The sequence below is a fragment of the Acetobacter tropicalis genome (assembly GCF_001580915.1).
In the GTDB taxonomy this organism is placed as follows: Bacteria; Pseudomonadota; Alphaproteobacteria; order Acetobacterales; family Acetobacteraceae; genus Acetobacter; species Acetobacter tropicalis.
Window position 1 is genome coordinate 1 of record NZ_LHZQ01000188.1, and the last position, 16,493, is coordinate 16,493.

15 protein-coding genes are annotated in these 16,493 nt (G+C 49.9%); 3 read left to right on the plus strand and 12 right to left on the minus strand.

Annotated elements, in window-relative coordinates; translation table 11 throughout:
• Positions 1-124: 124 nt before the first annotated feature.
• From AD944_RS05440 to AD944_RS05455, 4 genes are all read right to left on the minus strand, one after another.
• On the minus strand, positions 125-970 hold the full coding sequence (locus tag AD944_RS05440) for an ABC transporter permease (protein ID WP_045542292.1): 846 nt from the start codon (positions 968-970) through the stop codon (positions 125-127).
• Complete coding sequence (locus AD944_RS05445) at positions 967-1,935, minus strand: ABC transporter permease (RefSeq protein ID WP_045542291.1); 969 nt, start codon at positions 1,933-1,935, stop codon at positions 967-969. Before AD944_RS05445 ends, AD944_RS05440 begins: the two co-directional genes overlap by 4 nt.
• Positions 1,935-3,335, minus strand: coding sequence for an ABC transporter substrate-binding protein (locus AD944_RS05450; RefSeq protein WP_236709203.1), 1,401 nt, complete (start codon positions 3,333-3,335; stop codon positions 1,935-1,937). The genes AD944_RS05445 and AD944_RS05450 overlap by 1 nt, the downstream gene beginning before the upstream one ends.
• 125 nt (positions 3,336-3,460) lie before the next feature.
• Complete coding sequence (locus AD944_RS05455; RefSeq protein ID WP_045542293.1) at positions 3,461-4,789, minus strand: LLM class flavin-dependent oxidoreductase; 1,329 nt, start codon at positions 4,787-4,789, stop codon at positions 3,461-3,463.
• A 464-nt stretch (positions 4,790-5,253) separates the two neighbouring features.
• On the opposite strand from AD944_RS05455, the gene AD944_RS05460 reads away from it, so the two are divergent.
• Positions 5,254-7,719, plus strand: a complete 2,466-nt coding sequence (locus tag AD944_RS05460; RefSeq protein ID WP_236709202.1) for a TonB-dependent receptor — start codon at positions 5,254-5,256, stop codon at positions 7,717-7,719.
• 43 nt (positions 7,720-7,762) lie between these two features.
• Entirely contained in the window at positions 7,763-9,070 is a 1,308-nt protein-coding gene (locus tag AD944_RS05465) for an LLM class flavin-dependent oxidoreductase (RefSeq protein WP_045542282.1), read from the plus strand.
• 152 nt (positions 9,071-9,222) lie between these two features.
• On the opposite strand, the gene AD944_RS05470 is transcribed toward AD944_RS05465, so the two are convergent.
• Both AD944_RS05470 and AD944_RS05475 read right to left on the minus strand, forming a co-directional pair.
• Entirely contained in the window at positions 9,223-10,497 is a 1,275-nt protein-coding gene (locus AD944_RS05470; RefSeq protein ID WP_045542281.1) for an NAD(P)/FAD-dependent oxidoreductase, read from the minus strand.
• Complete coding sequence (locus tag AD944_RS05475; RefSeq protein WP_082741215.1) at positions 10,494-11,927, minus strand: aldehyde dehydrogenase family protein; 1,434 nt, start codon at positions 11,925-11,927, stop codon at positions 10,494-10,496. Before AD944_RS05475 ends, AD944_RS05470 begins: the two co-directional genes overlap by 4 nt.
• Positions 11,928-12,016: 89 nt before the next feature.
• Between AD944_RS05475 and AD944_RS05480 the strand changes: the two genes are divergently transcribed.
• Positions 12,017-12,616 (plus strand): thioredoxin domain-containing protein, encoded by a 600-nt coding sequence (locus tag AD944_RS05480; protein WP_045542280.1) that lies wholly within the window; start codon positions 12,017-12,019, stop codon positions 12,614-12,616.
• Here the strand turns inward: AD944_RS05480 and AD944_RS05485 are convergent.
• Genes AD944_RS05485 through AD944_RS05510 form a run of 6 tightly spaced genes read right to left on the minus strand, consistent with a single transcriptional unit; the run spans position 12,613 to position 16,472 of the window.
• The gene (locus tag AD944_RS05485; RefSeq protein WP_045542279.1) at positions 12,613-13,116 is read right to left on the minus strand and encodes a cytochrome c family protein; all 504 of its coding nucleotides are present in this window, start codon (positions 13,114-13,116) and stop codon (positions 12,613-12,615) included. The genes AD944_RS05480 and AD944_RS05485 overlap by 4 nt on opposite strands.
• The gene (locus AD944_RS05490; protein WP_045542278.1) at positions 13,094-13,567 is read right to left on the minus strand and encodes a c-type cytochrome; all 474 of its coding nucleotides are present in this window, start codon (positions 13,565-13,567) and stop codon (positions 13,094-13,096) included. Before AD944_RS05490 ends, AD944_RS05485 begins: the two co-directional genes overlap by 23 nt.
• On the minus strand, positions 13,564-14,112 hold the full coding sequence (mauA, locus tag AD944_RS05495) for a methylamine dehydrogenase (amicyanin) small subunit (RefSeq protein WP_045542288.1): 549 nt from the start codon (positions 14,110-14,112) through the stop codon (positions 13,564-13,566). Before mauA ends, AD944_RS05490 begins: the two co-directional genes overlap by 4 nt.
• A 40-nt stretch (positions 14,113-14,152) precedes the next feature.
• Positions 14,153-14,746, minus strand: a complete 594-nt coding sequence (locus tag AD944_RS05500; protein ID WP_045542277.1) for a thioredoxin domain-containing protein — start codon at positions 14,744-14,746, stop codon at positions 14,153-14,155.
• Positions 14,746-15,270, minus strand: coding sequence for a MauE/DoxX family redox-associated membrane protein (locus AD944_RS05505; RefSeq protein WP_282956215.1), 525 nt, complete (start codon positions 15,268-15,270; stop codon positions 14,746-14,748). Before AD944_RS05505 ends, AD944_RS05500 begins: the two co-directional genes overlap by 1 nt.
• Positions 15,267-16,472, minus strand: coding sequence for an amine dehydrogenase large subunit (locus tag AD944_RS05510; protein WP_045542286.1), 1,206 nt, complete (start codon positions 16,470-16,472; stop codon positions 15,267-15,269). The genes AD944_RS05505 and AD944_RS05510 overlap by 4 nt, the downstream gene beginning before the upstream one ends.
• Between the last annotated feature and the right edge of the window lie 21 nt (positions 16,473-16,493).

The window sequence follows — 16,493 nt, forward strand, 5'->3', positions numbered from 1 at the left end:
TCTCATTCAAAAGCCACTCTTTTTATGGGGGGATTACCCACAGATTGCAAAATTGTACGCGGCTCCCCAGAGTAAGGTAGAGAGATTGTGAGATTTCTCACACTGAGAGGGAGAGAGGATGCAGTCATGCGCGGGTCTCCTGTCGTACAAACAGATCACGCAATCCATCGCCCAGAAGATTAATACCCAGCACCAAGAGCAGGACAATGCTCCCGGGCACAGCAACCAAAAGAGGGTGATCAAAAATATGCATCTGGTAGGATGCAAGAAGGCGTCCGAGTTCAGGGAGTGGGGGTGGCGCCCCCAACCCGAGATAGGACAAGCCTGTTTCCGCCAGTATAGCCAAAGCAACATTAACAGAAAATTGCACCAGAAGCCCGGGCACCATATTGGGTAAAACATGCTGAAAGTGGATTTGCCGCGTATTCAGAGCGGCAAGGCGCGCGGCTGCAATATAGTCCTGCGCCAGAATGGTGGATGCTGCTTGCTGACTAAGCCTTATAAAACCGGGGATAAAGAAAATGGCTAATGCCAGAATTTCCTGAATGACCCCTGCCCCATAGATGGTGACAAGAAGTGCAGCAGTAATCACTGGCGGAAAGGCTATACCTAATTCAACGGCCCCATTGGCCAAAACTTTTGTCTTCTCCCCCATTTCCGCTGCAATAATACCAATGCCTCCCCCAATAAAGAGTGCGGCCAGCATTGAGGCAACACTTATGGTAAAGCTATTGACGGCCGCAACCAGAGACAGAGAAAGCGTATCTCTGCCGAAAGGATCTGTTCCTAACCAATGAATACCAGAGGCTGGTTTTAGACGATTGTGAATATCAATACCAAAAGAATGATTGAGATGGAGAAGCCATAAAACAATGCCCGGCACCATAACGCTGGCAATGCATACACAGCCCCAGACCATACTGAAACGGGACAACCACCAAGAGGATATAAAAAAAGCCAGAGGGGTCATGCGCGTTGCCTGCTCTGATGATAAGAAACCCATGGACTAAGCTTGATTTCCAACCACTCGAAGAACCCTTTTTCAAAAATGACGAGAGTCACAATCAGTAAAACACACCCTTGAACCACTGGAAGATCACGCTGACTAACGGCTTCAAGTAACAGGGCACCTGTTCCTTTGAGGTTAAACACATTTTCAACGATAATTGTGCCAGAAAGCAGTAACGGTATCTGGAGCGAAATGACGGCTAATACAGGCGGCAAGCTGCGAGGTAATACATGCCGTGTAAGCACAGAACGTTCTGATAAACCATGAGCGCGTGCTGTAAGTACAAATGGTTCTTCTAAAACCGCTATTGCAGCCGAACGTGTATAGCGCCCTAATACTGCCGCTTGTGGCAAGGCTAGCGCAATAGCTGGCAGCAACAAGGACCATAAAACAGCCCCGGCTCCTTGCTCCCACCCGGAAAATCCACCAGCAGGAAACCAATGTAGTGTCAGTGCAAAAAAGCCTGTCAGGATCATAGCGAGCCAGAAATCAGGAATGGCTTTGGTGAATTGAAAGGCTCCCATAACCACTATATCAATCGGCTTACCACGTTGTGTTGCCGTTAAAACGCCCAGCGGTACACCCAGACAAATAGACAGCACCAATGCAAGACCAGCAAGAGGCGCAGAGAGTTGCAACCGTTCAGATAAAAGCTGCCATACAGCCACATTATAACTATAGCTCTGACCAAAATCACCTTTGAACAGATTGCCCAGCCAATGTAGATACCGGATGAAAAATGGCTGATCCAGTCCCAGTGTATGGTGTAGAGCTGCAAGTGTGTCAGGCTGCGCATCAACCCCCAGCAGCACTTCGGCAGGATCTCCAGGCAGAAGGGTCATGCAGGAAAAGACTAGAACGCTGGCCACGCCCAATAATACCATGCGACTAGCAAAAAAACGGAAGGGCAGAACAAAACGCTGCATTATGGCCCCCAAGATACAGCAGACATTGGACAGACTTGCAAAGGCAACGTGTTCCACAATCCGTTAAGCTGGCGTTTAGCAATATTGGTTCTCGGTACAAAAAACAGGAAAATATTCGGCACATCCCGCGCCAGTTTTTCCTGCATTTTTATCGAAATATTATGCCGCACAACCGGGTCTGATGTGTTTTCGTACGTAGCGTAAAGTTTCTGAAATTCAGGATTATCGTAGCCGAAATAATAGTCTTTTCGTGCATAAATCCCAATATCATCAGGCTCGGTATGACCAATGATCGTCATGTCAAAGTCATGGTGACCAAAAATCTGTGCAAGCCACGCAGGCCATTCCAGTTGCACGATTCTGACAGTAATCCCCACCTGTTCAAGATAGGCTGCTATCAGTTCTCCCGTGCCACGGGCATAAGCAATAGGAGGAAGCGCAAGCCGCAAACGGGTACCTGCCTCTACCCCCGCTTGCTTGAGAAGAGCTTTCGCCTTCTCAGGATTATAAGGATAAATGGTTGAATAATCTTTATAATCAGGATTTTCTGGACTCATGTGCGAGCCCAGAACTTTTGCTCCCGGAATATCAAGGGATTCCGCCACACCTGCTCGATCAATTGCATAAGCAAGAGCTTGCCGCGCAAGAGGATTGTTGAACGGTTTATGTCTATTATTGAGTGCCAGAAGGCCCTTGAAGGGAGCCACGCCTGATTTGACGACAAAGGCGGAATTATGAGCAAAACGTTCAGCCATCTCCGGCGCGGGAAAGCTTGGATAGGCATCAACCTGCCCATCAAGCAAGGCATTGGCCGCAGCGAGTGGATCTGCAAAAAAACGGAAAACAACCTTATTTAGCTTGGCAGACTGCCCCCAATAAGCAGAATTTTTTTCCAAGGTAACACTTTCCGCCCTTTTCCAGTTTTTAAACACAAAAGGACCAGTGCCTATGGGGCGCAAGGCATTTCCATCAGCACTTGTGGGGGAAACAACAACAGAATCTGCCCATGCCAATTCTGATAGAAAACTTCCATGAGGAGCGCGTAAGCTGACAATAACCTCATTATCCTGTGGACAGGATATATTTTTTATATTCTGAAAAACCTGCTTCTGCGGATTGAGGCTTTCTGGTGCTGATGCACGATCAAGCGAAAATTTGACAGCGTTGCACGTCAAGGGGCTTCCGTCATGAAAATGCACGTCTGGTTGTAAAGTAAAAGTATAGACTTGCCCGTCAGGAGAAATGCTCCATGATTTTGCAAGGAGCGGATGAACAGCGCCACGTTCATCCATACCCGTCAGGCCCTCATAAATATTGGTGTGCGTGACAATCCGTATTCCCTCTGATGGGTTGGTTGTGGGGTCAAGCGTGGCTGGCGAAATATTGACGCCAATCACCACGCTCCCGTCCCGTTCATTCGCTGTAGCGTTGCTCACCACACCACCTGAAATGCCAGCAAACAGCAGACTTGCTAGGCCCTTACGCCAGAATGACCTTATGGCGGCAAAAAGCGCTTTTAAAAACATTAAGGGACTTCACCGGGAGCCGGACGTGCAAGCCCCAGATGTTCTCGCAACGTCGTTCCTTCATACTCTTTACGGAAAATACCTCTTTTCTGAAGTTCAGGCACGACCAGATCAACAAAATCATTAAGGCTTTTAGGCAGGATAGGTGGCATAATGTTAAAGCCATCTGCTGCGCCCGTTGTGAACCACTCTTCCAACTGATCAGCAATCTGACTTGGATTCCCCCAAATAGTCCAATGTCCGCGTGCACCACTGACCTCCAGATACAGATCCCGAATGCTCAGGTTCCGCTTACGTGCCATTTGCAACAGAAGTGTCTGACGGCTCTGGTTACCGTTGATAACCGAGGGAGGTTCAGGAAGAGGACCATCCAGCGGCAAACCGCGCAAATCTGTTCCCGTCATACGAGACAATAAAAGCAGGCCAACGTCAGGATGAGTGAGATTATCAAGCTGATCTTTCAGGTCCTCCGCTTCCGCCTGTGTGCGCCCCACCAATGGGTAAACTCCCGGCATAACCTTAACGGAAGAAACCGGGCGGCCAATGGCGTTCATGCGTTTATGCAGGTCTGCACGAAAAGCACGCGCTTCAGTTATATCCTGCTGGGCGGTAAACACCATTTCGGCCGTTTCTGCTGCAAGCTGCCGTCCTGGCTCGGAAGATCCGGCCTGCACAATAACAGGCCGCCCCTGAGGCGACCGTGGAATATCCAACTGGCCAGAGGCAGCAAACAATGCGCCGTCATGCGAGACGCCGCGCCGCAATGCCGGGTCAAAAAATATACCGCTTTCCACGTCTCTTACAAAAGCGTCATCTTCCCAGCCGTCCCAGAATTTCACAACCAGATCAGCAAATTCGCGCGCTCTCTGATAACGGTCTGCATGACGGATATGGTCTGGCACACCATAGTGAACGGACTCACGCACATTGGCTGTTGTTACAAGATTCCAGCCAGAACGACCGCCGTTAATCTGATCAAGTGACAAAAACTGCCGCGCAAGATGATAAGGCACAGTATACGTTGTGCTTACCGTACCAATGACCCCGATACGCTTTGTTATGACTGATAGTGCGGAAATAAGCGTTAGAGGCTCAAAGGATGATGCATAGGTCATTCGCTTGAATCCCTCTATCCCCTCCTCATCAATACCGCTGGTAAAATCTGCTATGAAGACAGCATCAAATAAACCCCGCTCGGCTGTTTGCGCCAGCTCTGCGTGGTGTTGAAAATTCACACCAGCATCCTTGACAGAGCCAGAGTGCCGCCACGCTGCCGCATGATGCCCCGTAGGGAGAAGAAAGGCAGCAAGGCTCATGGTACGCGACATATAACTAAACCTTTTCGTTATATAAAATATGCGTTGCACAAACAAACCCAAAAGGTAACGCATTACGCCAATCACAGTGACGTGATAAAGACGATAAAAGGTTACACTCGAAAATTCAACAGCTCTAAAACGTTTATTTTTACGATCTTTAATGTGGAATTTCCATCAGGATATTTAAGTCGTAGTTTATTGATATTTATATATTTTATTATTGGATAACAAATGAAAATGTGGGGAGGCAACCTATATTTTATATTGCGAAGCCATATTTAATTATCGTTAATAAAATCAATTATCACTTTTTATCGTTTTAATTATATACAACACTCAAATAATGTTATTAACCCTGCACGCAAAGGGGAAACCCACCAACATGCGTAATTGAACACGTTTAAACCCCGTCCCTTTCCATACAAACTGAAGGGAGCAAGGCTTCCATTTTTAAGCATCGTGTTTGTGTTTCAGTGCTGGGCGGCAGCAGCCAAGCCCTTCCCGTCCGCGAAAGGCACCAGAACCGACTCTCCGTCTCATTTCGCTATAAATTGTTTCTTGTCTCTCAGGGATGTCTGACAATGCTTCTGCAGCAGCCTATTTTTACCTTCAGAATGCCGTGTTTTTTGCAGAAGCAGGCTCTGCTTGCCTCAAGTGTGTTATTTTTTACTCTCAGTAGTCATGCTTGGGGCCAAACAGGCTCTCTTACCTCTTCATCCACCCCCTTACCTTTGAAAAAACAGTCTGTAAAAAAGCCTTTACCTGTAAGCCAGCCAAAACCAGCCCAGAATGTTACGGCGCGAGAGGCTGAAGAAGTGCTTGTCACATCTGAAAGACGCACGGAAAGTCCTCAGAACATAGGGTCGTCCTTGAGTGTTATCGGCGGAAAAACCCTTCAGACACGCAACGTCAATAATGTATTTGACCTCCAGTACCTCACTCCCTCTCTACAGGTCACCCCTCAGTTTGGCAGTGGCCAACCGGCATTTGCTATCCGGGGTATCGGATTTAATGACTACGCCAGTAACAACGCCCCCACAGTGGGAGTGTATGTTGATGAAGTGGCCAATCCGGTTCCCTTTGCTACAAATGGTATGATGTTTGATATCAGCCGGGTTGAAGTTTTACGCGGCCCACAGGGGACACTGTATGGGCGTAATACCACCGGCGGGGCGATCAATTATATTTTGAACAAGCCAACCTCCACCTTTCATACAGGTGGAGGTGTACAATATGGTCGCTTTGATAGTGCCAAAATAGACGGATACATCTCCGGCCCGATCACAGATAAGCTACGGTACCGTTTGTCTGGTGAAACCCAGCAAGGGGGAGATTGGCAACGGAACAGTGCAGGTTTAGGACTGGGACGTGTCAACAGAGGGGCGGCCCGCCTTCTTCTGGATTACGAAGCATCTGATACTCTCAAATTTGAATTTAACCTGCACGGTAGCCGTGACCGCTCAGATGCTAACGGTCTACATCTGTATAGCCCCATGTCGGCCTTCAATGCTCTGAATGCTTCCGCACCTGTGTATGCCGTCAGTTCCGACCGATATCAGACTAACTGGGGCACTTCTCCTGAATTTGCCAAGCAGCTTGGTATTAATGCCAACACCAAACCTTTCTCCCACATTGATGTTGGCGGAGTAAGCTTCCGTGCTGAAAAAAAACTACCGTTCGCCACCATTACTGATCTGCTCAGCTATGATAATATGCAGCGTCAGGAATATATGAATTTTGATGCGTGGCAGGGTAATCTGGCGGATGTTGCGTTCAAAACACGGGCAAATGTTTTGGCTAATGAACTGCGCCTTACCTCTCCCAACAAGCAAAGGCTTACATGGGTAGGCGGTATTTATTACGCCCATCAATATATGAATGACCGGTATCAATCTGGCTTTGCGGACCTGTATGGGTTTGACCGAGACCTGCGCTATAGTCAGTTCGTAAATACCATCAGCGGATTTGGACAGGCCACTTATCACGTAACTGATAAATTGCGCTTTACCGGCGGGTTCCGCATTGAACATGAATCACGCAAGCTGTCTAATATGGCATCATATCAGATTGTAAATAGCGCTATTACCAATCCGGGGAATGTTCTGCGAAGCCAAAGTACGGACTTCACCCTACCTTCGGGCAAGTTTGAAGTGCAGTACAATCCCATCCGTAACAACATGCTGTATGCCTCTTTTACGCGAGGTATAAAATCGGGCGGTTTTACCACGTATAACTCCAACGCGGTGGGCGTTTCCTCTGCCCCCTTCAAGCCGGAATCCCTCTTAGCTTATGAGGTGGGTAATAAATTTTCCTTACCAGAGCAGCACCTCCGCCTAAATGTTGCAGGTTTTTATTATGATTATAGCAATCAGCAAATTCAGTCTGCCACCCTTAACCAAGAAACAGGTTTGGTAGGCTCTATTGTGAATGCACCCCGCTCTCACATGTATGGCGGTGAAATTGAAGCTGAGTGGCATCCCCTACCTGGCCTCACACTTTCTCAGTCCGCAGGCTTTGCCGTGGGTGCTTTTGATCGGTTTTCGTCACTCTACAGTGCTCATGTTGTGAATGGCTTGTATGTTGGCGACTACAGGAACCGTAAAGGAGAATCCCTACCGTTTCCCAAAATTACGGTTAATGGATCAGTCAGTTACAACTGGAGTATCGGCGATTATTTCCTGACAACCGGGATGGATTATAGCTTACGGAGCACTTACCATTCCCTGTTTGGAACACGCTACAATGTTGCCGGTTATACGCTCTGGGGTGCTAATATCGGATTTGGGCCTAAAGATGGAAAATGGTCTGTTGCGGCCTTTGGAAAAAATATTTTTGATAAAAAATATGATGTTGAAAGAAACTATTTTGTTGATGGTGCCAACATTGCCCTAGCGGGCATGCCCGCAACGTGGGGCGTCAGACTAAGCGTGAATTACTAAGCTCAGAGCAGAAAGAGTCCAAAATTTTTGAAGGACAGATTTCATGACCGATAGACCCGGGCATATGAACCTACTGGCCATGCTTACCAATGGTGGCCACCACCTGACCGCATGGAGGCACCCAAAAGGACAGGCAGGCACTGGTCTTGATATAAAAAATTATGCCCAGTTTGCCAAAATGGCGGAAAAAGGCTTGTTAGACGCTCTTTTTATTGCCGATGTTGCCGCTTTATGGGGAAAGGATCTGGACGCCCTTTCTCGCACATCACGCGGTGAGCATTACGAACCTCTGACGCTGCTCTCCTATCTTGCTGGTGTGACCACACATATTGGGCTGATTGGAACAGCGACAACCAGCTATAACGAGCCTTATCATATTGCGCGCAAGTTTTCCTCTCTTGATCATCTTTCGGGAGGTCGTGCAGGCTGGAATGTCGTCACATCCGTTGTTGGAGATGAGGCACGCAATTTTGGCAGGAGCGAACATTTTCTGCATAGTGAGCGTTATGAGCGTGCTGAAGAGTTTGTCGATGTTGTCCGGAAACTCTGGCAATCTTGGGCGGATGGAGCCGTAGTAAAAGATGCAGTAAATGGAAAATATTTTCTGATAGAAAAAGTAAATGCCATTCACCACAAGGGCAAACACTTTTCTGTGCAAGGTCCTCTCAACATTTCCCGCACTCCACAAGGAGAACCCGTTTTGGTACAGGCAGGCGCTTCCACCAGTGGAAAACGTCTTGCCTCTCGGATAGCGGAGATAATTTTTTCCCCTCATGATGAAATAAATGCCGCTCGACTTTATTATGCAGAAATTAAATCATCGGCTCAGGCTCTGGGCCGGTCAGAAAACAGTATTCGTATTTTGCCTGGAATTACACCCATAGTCGGCAAGACACGTCAGGAGGCACGCGACTTTTTTGAGCAGTTGCAGGAACTGGTTGATCCAGTGCTGGGGCGCAGGTTGCTCGCTGATACGCTTGGAGATGACATAGATCTTAGCCCGTATGATGTGGATGGACCATTACCGGACATCCCTCAGGGCAATAAAGGAAGTCGACGCGATTTTGCTCTTGCTTTGGCACAAGAAAAACAACTCTCTATTCGTCAACTCTATCTTCACCTGAGTAAGCGAAATGCCGTTGTGGGCACAGCCGCGGATATAGCAGACCGTTTTGAAGAATGGTACGACAGCTACGCTGCGGATGGATTCAACCTCTTTTTCCCACATGATCCCGGTGGAATTGAAGATTTTGTTGAACACGTTGTGCCTGAATTACAAAAACGCGGACGCTTCAAGACATCATATGCCGGAACAACTTTAAGAAGTCATTTTGGGTTTGATATTCCATGAACACCCGAACAAGGAAACATATCTAATTACGTTTCTCCATAGCGAACGGTATTCCCTCTTATTTCCCTACCTGAAAGGTAAGCCGGTCTTAAGGACTGATGAAACTGATCAGACCATCACGAAAAAAAAGCTTATAATCAGAGCATATTGCCTTATGCAGACCATCCTAATCGGTCTGCCATCCTACCCCATAAAATGCGCCCTGCAACGCCGACCTTCCATGCAAAATGACCTGCGATCGGTTTGACGGGGGACGGTGGAAAAAGCGGGACGCCCTGCCCTGTTACATACTGCGCGATATGTTGCCCCATAAGGGTGGCCATAGCAACACCTCGCCCATTATAACCAACACACGCCAACAACCCCGGTTTCGGTTCATGCCAGTGAGGATAATGATCAAGCGTGATACCAAGCTGCCCATTCCAGCCGTGGGTCCAACTGATATCTCTTAGTTCCGGCCAAAGCACCATGGCTCGGTGTATTAGATATGGGAAAGCCAATGCGCCCTGCAAATGATGGGAATAGGAGCGCCCTCCCATGAGGAGCCGCTTCTGCCCGTCAACACGGTAGTATGTCGTGATCTGCCCTAATTCATACAGCACTTCATGCCGAGATAAAATCCGTTCTACATGTTTGTCTGGCAATGGAGCACTGGCTACAATACCACTATATACCGGAACCACAGAGCGCCGCAGAGCATCCCACACTTTATCTGTATAGCCATTGGTGGCAAAAATCAGTCTTTCAGCTTTCACGCGACCAGAAGCCGTCTGCACCTCCCACGCGCCTTCTGTCTGCGTGAACGATGTTACGCGTGTTCCGCCATAAATACTGGCTCCGACCTTGACTGCGGCCCGGGCTATACCTTGCGTATAAGCTAGAGGATTGAGCTGCCCTCCCCGTTCGTCCAGCATTCCGCCGCAGTATAACGTGGTGCCGGATCTGGCTTGCATCTCTTCAGGCTCAAGCCATTTTACGGGCCACCCATGTTTCAGGCATTCGTCCGTTAGTTGGCGTAAGGGAGCAAGCTGGGATGGGGATGTGGCAGCCCGAATTGTTCCGCCCCGCAGTGCGCCACACTGGATATTATGCTGCGTAATCAGATCAAAAACACTATTGGGAGCATTCCATGCGATATGCACCAGAGCGGGACCGTAGATTGGCCCGAAATCTTTTTCCACCTGTGAAGGAAGAGGTTTCAGGCCAGGGTTAACCTGCCCTCCATTGCGGCCGGAAGCCCCCCATCCTGGCTGTTCCGCCTCCAGGACAACTACCCTCACCCCGTTTTCGGCAAGGTGAAGAGCAGCAGAAAGCCCGGTCAGACCAGCCCCTACGATAATAACATCCGCACGTATGTCGCCATTGAGACGCGGGTAAAGCTGCCCGCGTCCACCATAAGATGCATAAAGGCTGGCTACGGTGTTCATGCTGTCATGCCGTACCCGAGAATAGCCTTGATTTCCAGAAAATCACTCAGCCCGAAAGAACTACACTCACGCCCGTTACCAGACTGGCCATAACCACCAAAAGGAGCTGCGACAGTCCATGCCGCCCCGTTTATGTTAACGTTTCCTGCCCTTAATCTGCGCGCTACAGCTCTGGCGTGGTTAAGGTCACCTGACTGCACATAAGCTGCCAGCCCATACAGTGTATCATTGGCGATTTGAATAGCGTGCTCTTCGTTATCATATGCCAGAATGGAAAGAACTGGCCCGAATATCTCTTCACGTGAGATTGTCATATCGGGCTGTACGTTTCCAAACACGGTGGATTTCACGTAATAGCCGGTCTCAAGCCCAGCAGGTTTCCCTAAACCACCAGTAACAAGTGTTGCGCCTTCTTCAATCCCTTTTGCAATAAGGGTTTGAATTCGGTCATACTGAACGGCGCTTACAACAGGGCCAAGCTGCGTTGTTTCATCAGCAGGTGAGCCCATCTTGAAAGCTTCAGCCGCACTTTTGGCAATATGCAAGGCCTGCTCCATTTTCTCGCGCGGGACAAGCATACGCGTTGGTGCATCACAGGACTGGCCAGAATTACTGAAACAGCCTTTTACCCCCCGTATTACGGCATCTTCAAAATCGGCATCAGGCAGAATAATATTAGGTGACTTGCCGCCAAGTTCCTGATGAACACGTTTCACTGTGTCTGCCGCCAACTTTGCAACGGCAGCCCCAGCGCGGGTTGATCCGGTAATAGAGACCATATCTATATCAGGATGGCGCGCAATGGCCTCACCCACACCAGGGCCGTCGCCATTCACCATATTATACACACCTGGAGGCAGGCCAGCTTCGTCCATAATTTCAGTGAAGACCAGCCCACTCAACGGAGCAACTTCACTGGGTTTCAGCACCAGTGTACAGCCAGCAGCCAGTGCGGGTGCCACCTTGCACATAATCTGATTCATGGGCCAGTTCCACGGGGTAATTAGCCCAGCAACACCAACAGGCTCGCGCGTAATGAGCATATCGTCGCGCATCTCATCAAACACATAGTTTTTGAGTGTCGAGATCATTTCTTCCAGATGTGCCATCCCGGCCCATGTCTGGCTATCCCGTGCCCGTGCGATGGGAGAGCCCATTTCCTGAGAAATTGCCTGTGCCATATCTTCCGAACGCTTCTTGTAAATAACAAGAATACGCTCCAGGATAGCCAGACGCTCTTCCCGCGTGGTGACAGACCATGCGGGAAAGGCACTACGGGCAGATGCTACTGCGCGATTTACATCTTCTTCATTTCCAATCGCAATTGTGCAGCACACTTCTTCCGTTGCGGGGTTGATAACATCCAGAGTAAGACTGCTGGCAGGATCAACCCATTGGCCATTATAGTAGAATTGCAAAGCGTGAGACATGGAAAGTATTTTCCCTTAACGTAAAATATTTTTATCGACCGTCAGGCTATTTGTTGCGATAGTGATGCAAACAACCGGAACTGACGGATATGAACACTCTGATACTGGCTCAGGGCGCACTTTGGATTGTGGTGTTGCTGACAACAACTGTGGCCCTGCTGCTGCTGAAACAAGTTAAGAACCTGTACCGCAAAATTGCTCCCCTTGGTGCTCTGGCCCCAGTGCAACCAACAACCACCAAGCTTGAACTTCGTCATCTCAAAACGCTTGATGGTCAGGACGTGACAATTGGTGGCCAACGCCCGAATGGCAGAAAGCAACTTCTTCTGTTTGTCTCCGGTACATGCCCGATTTCGCAAAAAATGACATCTGTCAGTCAAAATTTCTGTCAGAGAGAAAATCTTGACTTGCTTTTTGTAGGGGACGATACGCCGCAGGCGCAGCAAGAAGCCGTTCATAGCCTTGGTATTAAAAGCCACCAGATGGTCAACACCGCTACAGTAGGTCGCCAACTTGGTGTTGACCGCGTTCCCTTTGCTGTTCTTCTGGCCCCAGACGGTACCGTGGAATCCCGCGGTCTTGTCAACAACCGCGAGCATCTGGAAAGTCTGCTGAGCGTTGCAGAAACGGGTCACAGCTCTATCCAGTCCTTTCTTGATGCTCACCCCCATGCCCTTTCGTCCTCTTAACGGGGGCATTGTGCCGCAGCGCGAGCTAGAACTTCGGCTCGTAGGGACAGCAGATCCGTGGTTGCTATGGGCTGCGAACGTAAATTATGAATTTCAGCCGCAGTAAAGGGTTTGGTTCCAGCAGGCGTGCTCGCGCCTCCCATCCGGAATAGAACAAAATTCAAGACATCTGCCAAATCCTGATCATTTCGGATCAAGGACATGGAAACGCCCGGCACCCGCCCTATATACGCCCGACCCTCGGCTGAGCAGGTAAATGTGCCAACATGCTCACGCAGAAGAGGGACAAAAGTGCGGGTTGAAACCCCTTCAATACCATGGCACCCGCCACAATGGGTCAGGTAATTTGTGGTGGTATGGTCCAGCACCTTAGCATGCGCCATGTATGGCACCCCACCCCAGATCAGAAGTGCAAGGGGTGCGCCTACCAGATAATTTTTCTTTCTGGCAGAACGCTTTTCGCAAAACCCTACCACGTTACGGAATAGGGTGTGCAGCATTCAAGGCACTCCGTTCAGCCTGTATTTCTGAACTTTTTTTAGGGACTGCACGTGCAGCTTTGATATCCTCCGCTGCGATGGTTGGTGCTGGCTTGGCATCACTCAAGGACGCCACATATGTCAGCACAGCAGCAATATCCTCATCTGACAGAGCCTTGAGAGAGGGCATGAAACCGGCATAGGTTACGCCACCCGCCTGAATAGGACCATGGAGACCATTCAGCACAACGTCGGCCAGATATCTTTTACCTTCAGGGCTGGAGGCAATTTTATCAATCCGATTTTTAAGAACAGGAAACTGGCCCGGCATTCCTGCGCCGCCAGCCTGATGGCATACAGAACAGTTGGTATTATAGAGCGAGGCACCATCAGATGCCGCATGCGCTGTGCCTGCCAGAGCTGGTACACCCGCGACAAGGCTAAAAAGAAGAAATAAGCCACGCTTAATCATGATGCATTCCCAACAATTACGGATGTGGAGCAGTTATAAATCAGAGCGCCGGTACCAAAACACCAGATAATATCATTGTTTGCCTGAGGCCGGTAACTTGGCTGGTCACCTTCCGTGCCTACACACATGGGTTGGCTACATGCGTCCTGGCCACAACAATCGCGATACGCCACCAAGTAGGACTGCCCATCCCCGGGGTTAAAGCAGGTGCCAATCCACGATGTTGGCGAAGGACTAGTACCAGGCGGGCAACTGTGAACGCCGCCACCGCAAGACGCACATAAAAAACCATCTATCGCGCAATAACGCCAATAATTACAGGCCGTAGCGTCTGTCGTTTGTGCATTGGCAGAAAATGGTGTTGGAGCCTTGAATTTAGGCTTGGCAGGTTGGGCCGCAGAAGCCCGTTCAACCGGCAGAGTTGGTATTAATGCCCCAAACGTAACCCATGCCCCAACCCGCCCAAGAAGGCTGCGGCGAGAGCTGTAGCTTGCCACGCGACGGGTAAAACGCTCTATCGTGCGATCAATTACGCTGTGTGCCATGTCGTCTTTTTTACCAGGCGCCTTATGGCGCAAGGACACATCAGACTGCGACATAAGATGACTCCTTCGTTAGGGTCGGACGTGCCTGCGGCAACGTAGCAACCAAAGCTTCAATTTCTCGGCGGCCGCTGGCCACGTCCCGTGCTGTGATAACGCCACGGGGGTCAAGCGCCACCATTGTGGGCAGTCGGCCAATTTGCATCAGTAAAAGCAGTTCCATGCTGACCAGCAATGGCACACCTTCAAGCGGTGTGAGGCTGGCCATTGCAGAAAGAGCGGAAACATCCCCCTCTCCTATCAGAACCAGATCAAGATCATGCTCCCGTGCTACCACGCGCGCCTGCGGAAGCACCCGTTTGCAGACAGGGCAATCAGCAGACACAAACATGAGCAGCATTGAACGGCCTGCAGCATTAGCCCCTCCAACGGCAACGGGCGCATGGGCCAATGTGCGAGCCGTTACCTGCGGCAACGCCTGCCCGGCCTGCAAGCCAGACAATACGGGCTGTGTGCCGATAGGAGCCAGCCGTTCATGAAGCACGCCAATCTGGCGGGCAAGAACAAATACGCCGAGAGCAAGACCTAAGGTCAAAACTGTCAGAAGTAGCGTAGAAACTGTCAGAACAATTAGCATCAGCGCAGTGCCTCCGGTGCAGTAAGAGACACTGTTGCAACGCACAGGAGTAGAACAGCCACCCCCATGAGCAGCCCTTCCATACAAAGGAAGCCAGATTCTGGCTGACCACACAGCCCAACCAGAAAAACAATTCCTGCCAGAAGGACATTACGGAAAACAGATCCCCATGAAATCTGCGCATCAAGCCCAGGGATGCATCCACAAGAAAGATGTGTCCGGCCCCGCCATACGTTCATCCCCATGGCTATAGCAAACACCAGTAGCAACAGCGCAGAAAACAGACCAGCAATAACGGCGGCGGCCCCTGAAAATAACCAAATACCAATAACTGTTTCGGTCACAATAATGGCGTAGGCCGTCGGGAAAGCGGCATCAAGCGGCAAAAGCCGATATGCTGCAATATCTGAGGCAAACCGGGCGCTGTCCATGGCCTTACCAATTCCTGTGAACAGAAATAACGCCCCAAAAGCACCGCTCCCTAAAGCGCCTAGCATCTGTAGCAGAAGGCTGTGCACGCTCATTCACCCAGCGCGACGGTAAAATACAGATCATCGCCAAGGTGCGGCATTTTGCGGAGCAACTTTCCGCTTGTCATATCCCAGATGAAGAGATCCCCTTCGTTGTCGTTGGTAAATAAAAGCGGTTCCTCATCCTGTGTTACGCCAACCATGGTTGCTGGCGCTGGAAGTGGAATACGACGCACCAGCTTATGCGTAGCGGTGTCCAGTTCCCATATTTCCGTGCCAGCTTTTTTGTGTGTCCAGAATGTTCCTTCATGCATCAATACAAACATATGGCCGCTAGCATAATGTAACGCTGAAAGCTGCCATCCACCTGGACGCCACGTTTTAGCAAAAGGTGCTTCAGCAGCAGGCGCTTTCTGCATGCCTGCGGCTTCCTGCAAAGACCACGGGGCTTCGACCTTACTATCAGATGAAAGGGCCGTAGGGTAAACGAGACCACTGTAAGAAATAAACCACGTCTTGCCATCAGAACGCCGAGTTGGGCTATGCTCGAAAACGGCATCTTTTTCCGGATCAAAAAATGGCTTGGTGTGGGTGACTTCAGCTTTGCTTCCGTTCAGACTGACATTTGCAAGGCTACCATCTGCACAGATAGACGTAAATCCGTCCTTCCCCCAAGGATAAGCAAGCGCACAACCGGGCAAATCTACCGTCTGGCTGACTGTATGCGTAGCCGTATCAATAACATGCACTGCATTTGTGGGCACCATGGAGAAAATATAGACACGGCTACCATCCTGATTGATGGCAAGGTCATTTTTCTTGGGGGTCACCAGTGCCCTGCCCGGCAGAACCTCGTCATTCGTAATGGTCAGGGTCTGGGGGTCATAGGCAGGTAAAAGGTCCAGACGGTCCCCTCGGTTCCCGCGGGACCAGACGGTCTCTGCTACATAAAAAGCACGGCCCTTAGGGTCTTGTACAACGTTGCCATTATAGGCAGCCTGCACCATTCCCAACAGCTTGCCTTTATCTGCATCCACAACATACACGCGGCCATCTTTGGCGTGCGTGCCTGCTGTATCCTGCACGAGAATACGATGTGGCGTTACAGGAGAAAGCTTGATGATATCACTCTCCTCCTCCTGCACCACGGGTTCATCTGCCCACGCTTTAACTGACGCCACGGAAGACGCCCCCAGAACCACCATGCCCAGCACAAACGCAGCTGTGCCAGACCGAAGAGCTGTGGAATAGCGCATAAAATCAAACTCCTCGCTCAA

Coding starts and splice junctions, on each gene's coding strand:
- AD944_RS05440 (WP_045542292.1), bottom strand. CDS start 970: ATGACCCCTCTGGCTTTTTTTATATCCTCTTGGTGGTTGTCCCGTTTC.
- AD944_RS05445 (WP_045542291.1), bottom strand. CDS start 1,935: ATGCAGCGTTTTGTTCTGCCCTTCCGTTTTTTTGCTAGTCGCATGGTA.
- AD944_RS05455 (WP_045542293.1), bottom strand. CDS start 4,789: ATGTCGCGTACCATGAGCCTTGCTGCCTTTCTTCTCCCTACGGGGCAT.
- AD944_RS05465 (WP_045542282.1), top strand. CDS start 7,763: ATGACCGATAGACCCGGGCATATGAACCTACTGGCCATGCTTACCAAT.
- AD944_RS05470 (WP_045542281.1), bottom strand. CDS start 10,497: ATGAACACCGTAGCCAGCCTTTATGCATCTTATGGTGGACGCGGGCAG.
- AD944_RS05475 (WP_082741215.1), bottom strand. CDS start 11,927: ATGTCTCACGCTTTGCAATTCTACTATAATGGCCAATGGGTTGATCCT.
- AD944_RS05480 (WP_045542280.1), top strand. CDS start 12,017: ATGAACACTCTGATACTGGCTCAGGGCGCACTTTGGATTGTGGTGTTG.
- AD944_RS05485 (WP_045542279.1), bottom strand. CDS start 13,116: ATGCTGCACACCCTATTCCGTAACGTGGTAGGGTTTTGCGAAAAGCGT.
- AD944_RS05490 (WP_045542278.1), bottom strand. CDS start 13,567: ATGATTAAGCGTGGCTTATTTCTTCTTTTTAGCCTTGTCGCGGGTGTA.
- mauA (WP_045542288.1), bottom strand. CDS start 14,112: ATGGCACACAGCGTAATTGATCGCACGATAGAGCGTTTTACCCGTCGC.
- AD944_RS05500 (WP_045542277.1), bottom strand. CDS start 14,746: ATGCTAATTGTTCTGACAGTTTCTACGCTACTTCTGACAGTTTTGACC.
- AD944_RS05505 (WP_282956215.1), bottom strand. CDS start 15,270: ATGAGCGTGCACAGCCTTCTGCTACAGATGCTAGGCGCTTTAGGGAGC.
- AD944_RS05510 (WP_045542286.1), bottom strand. CDS start 16,472: ATGCGCTATTCCACAGCTCTTCGGTCTGGCACAGCTGCGTTTGTGCTG.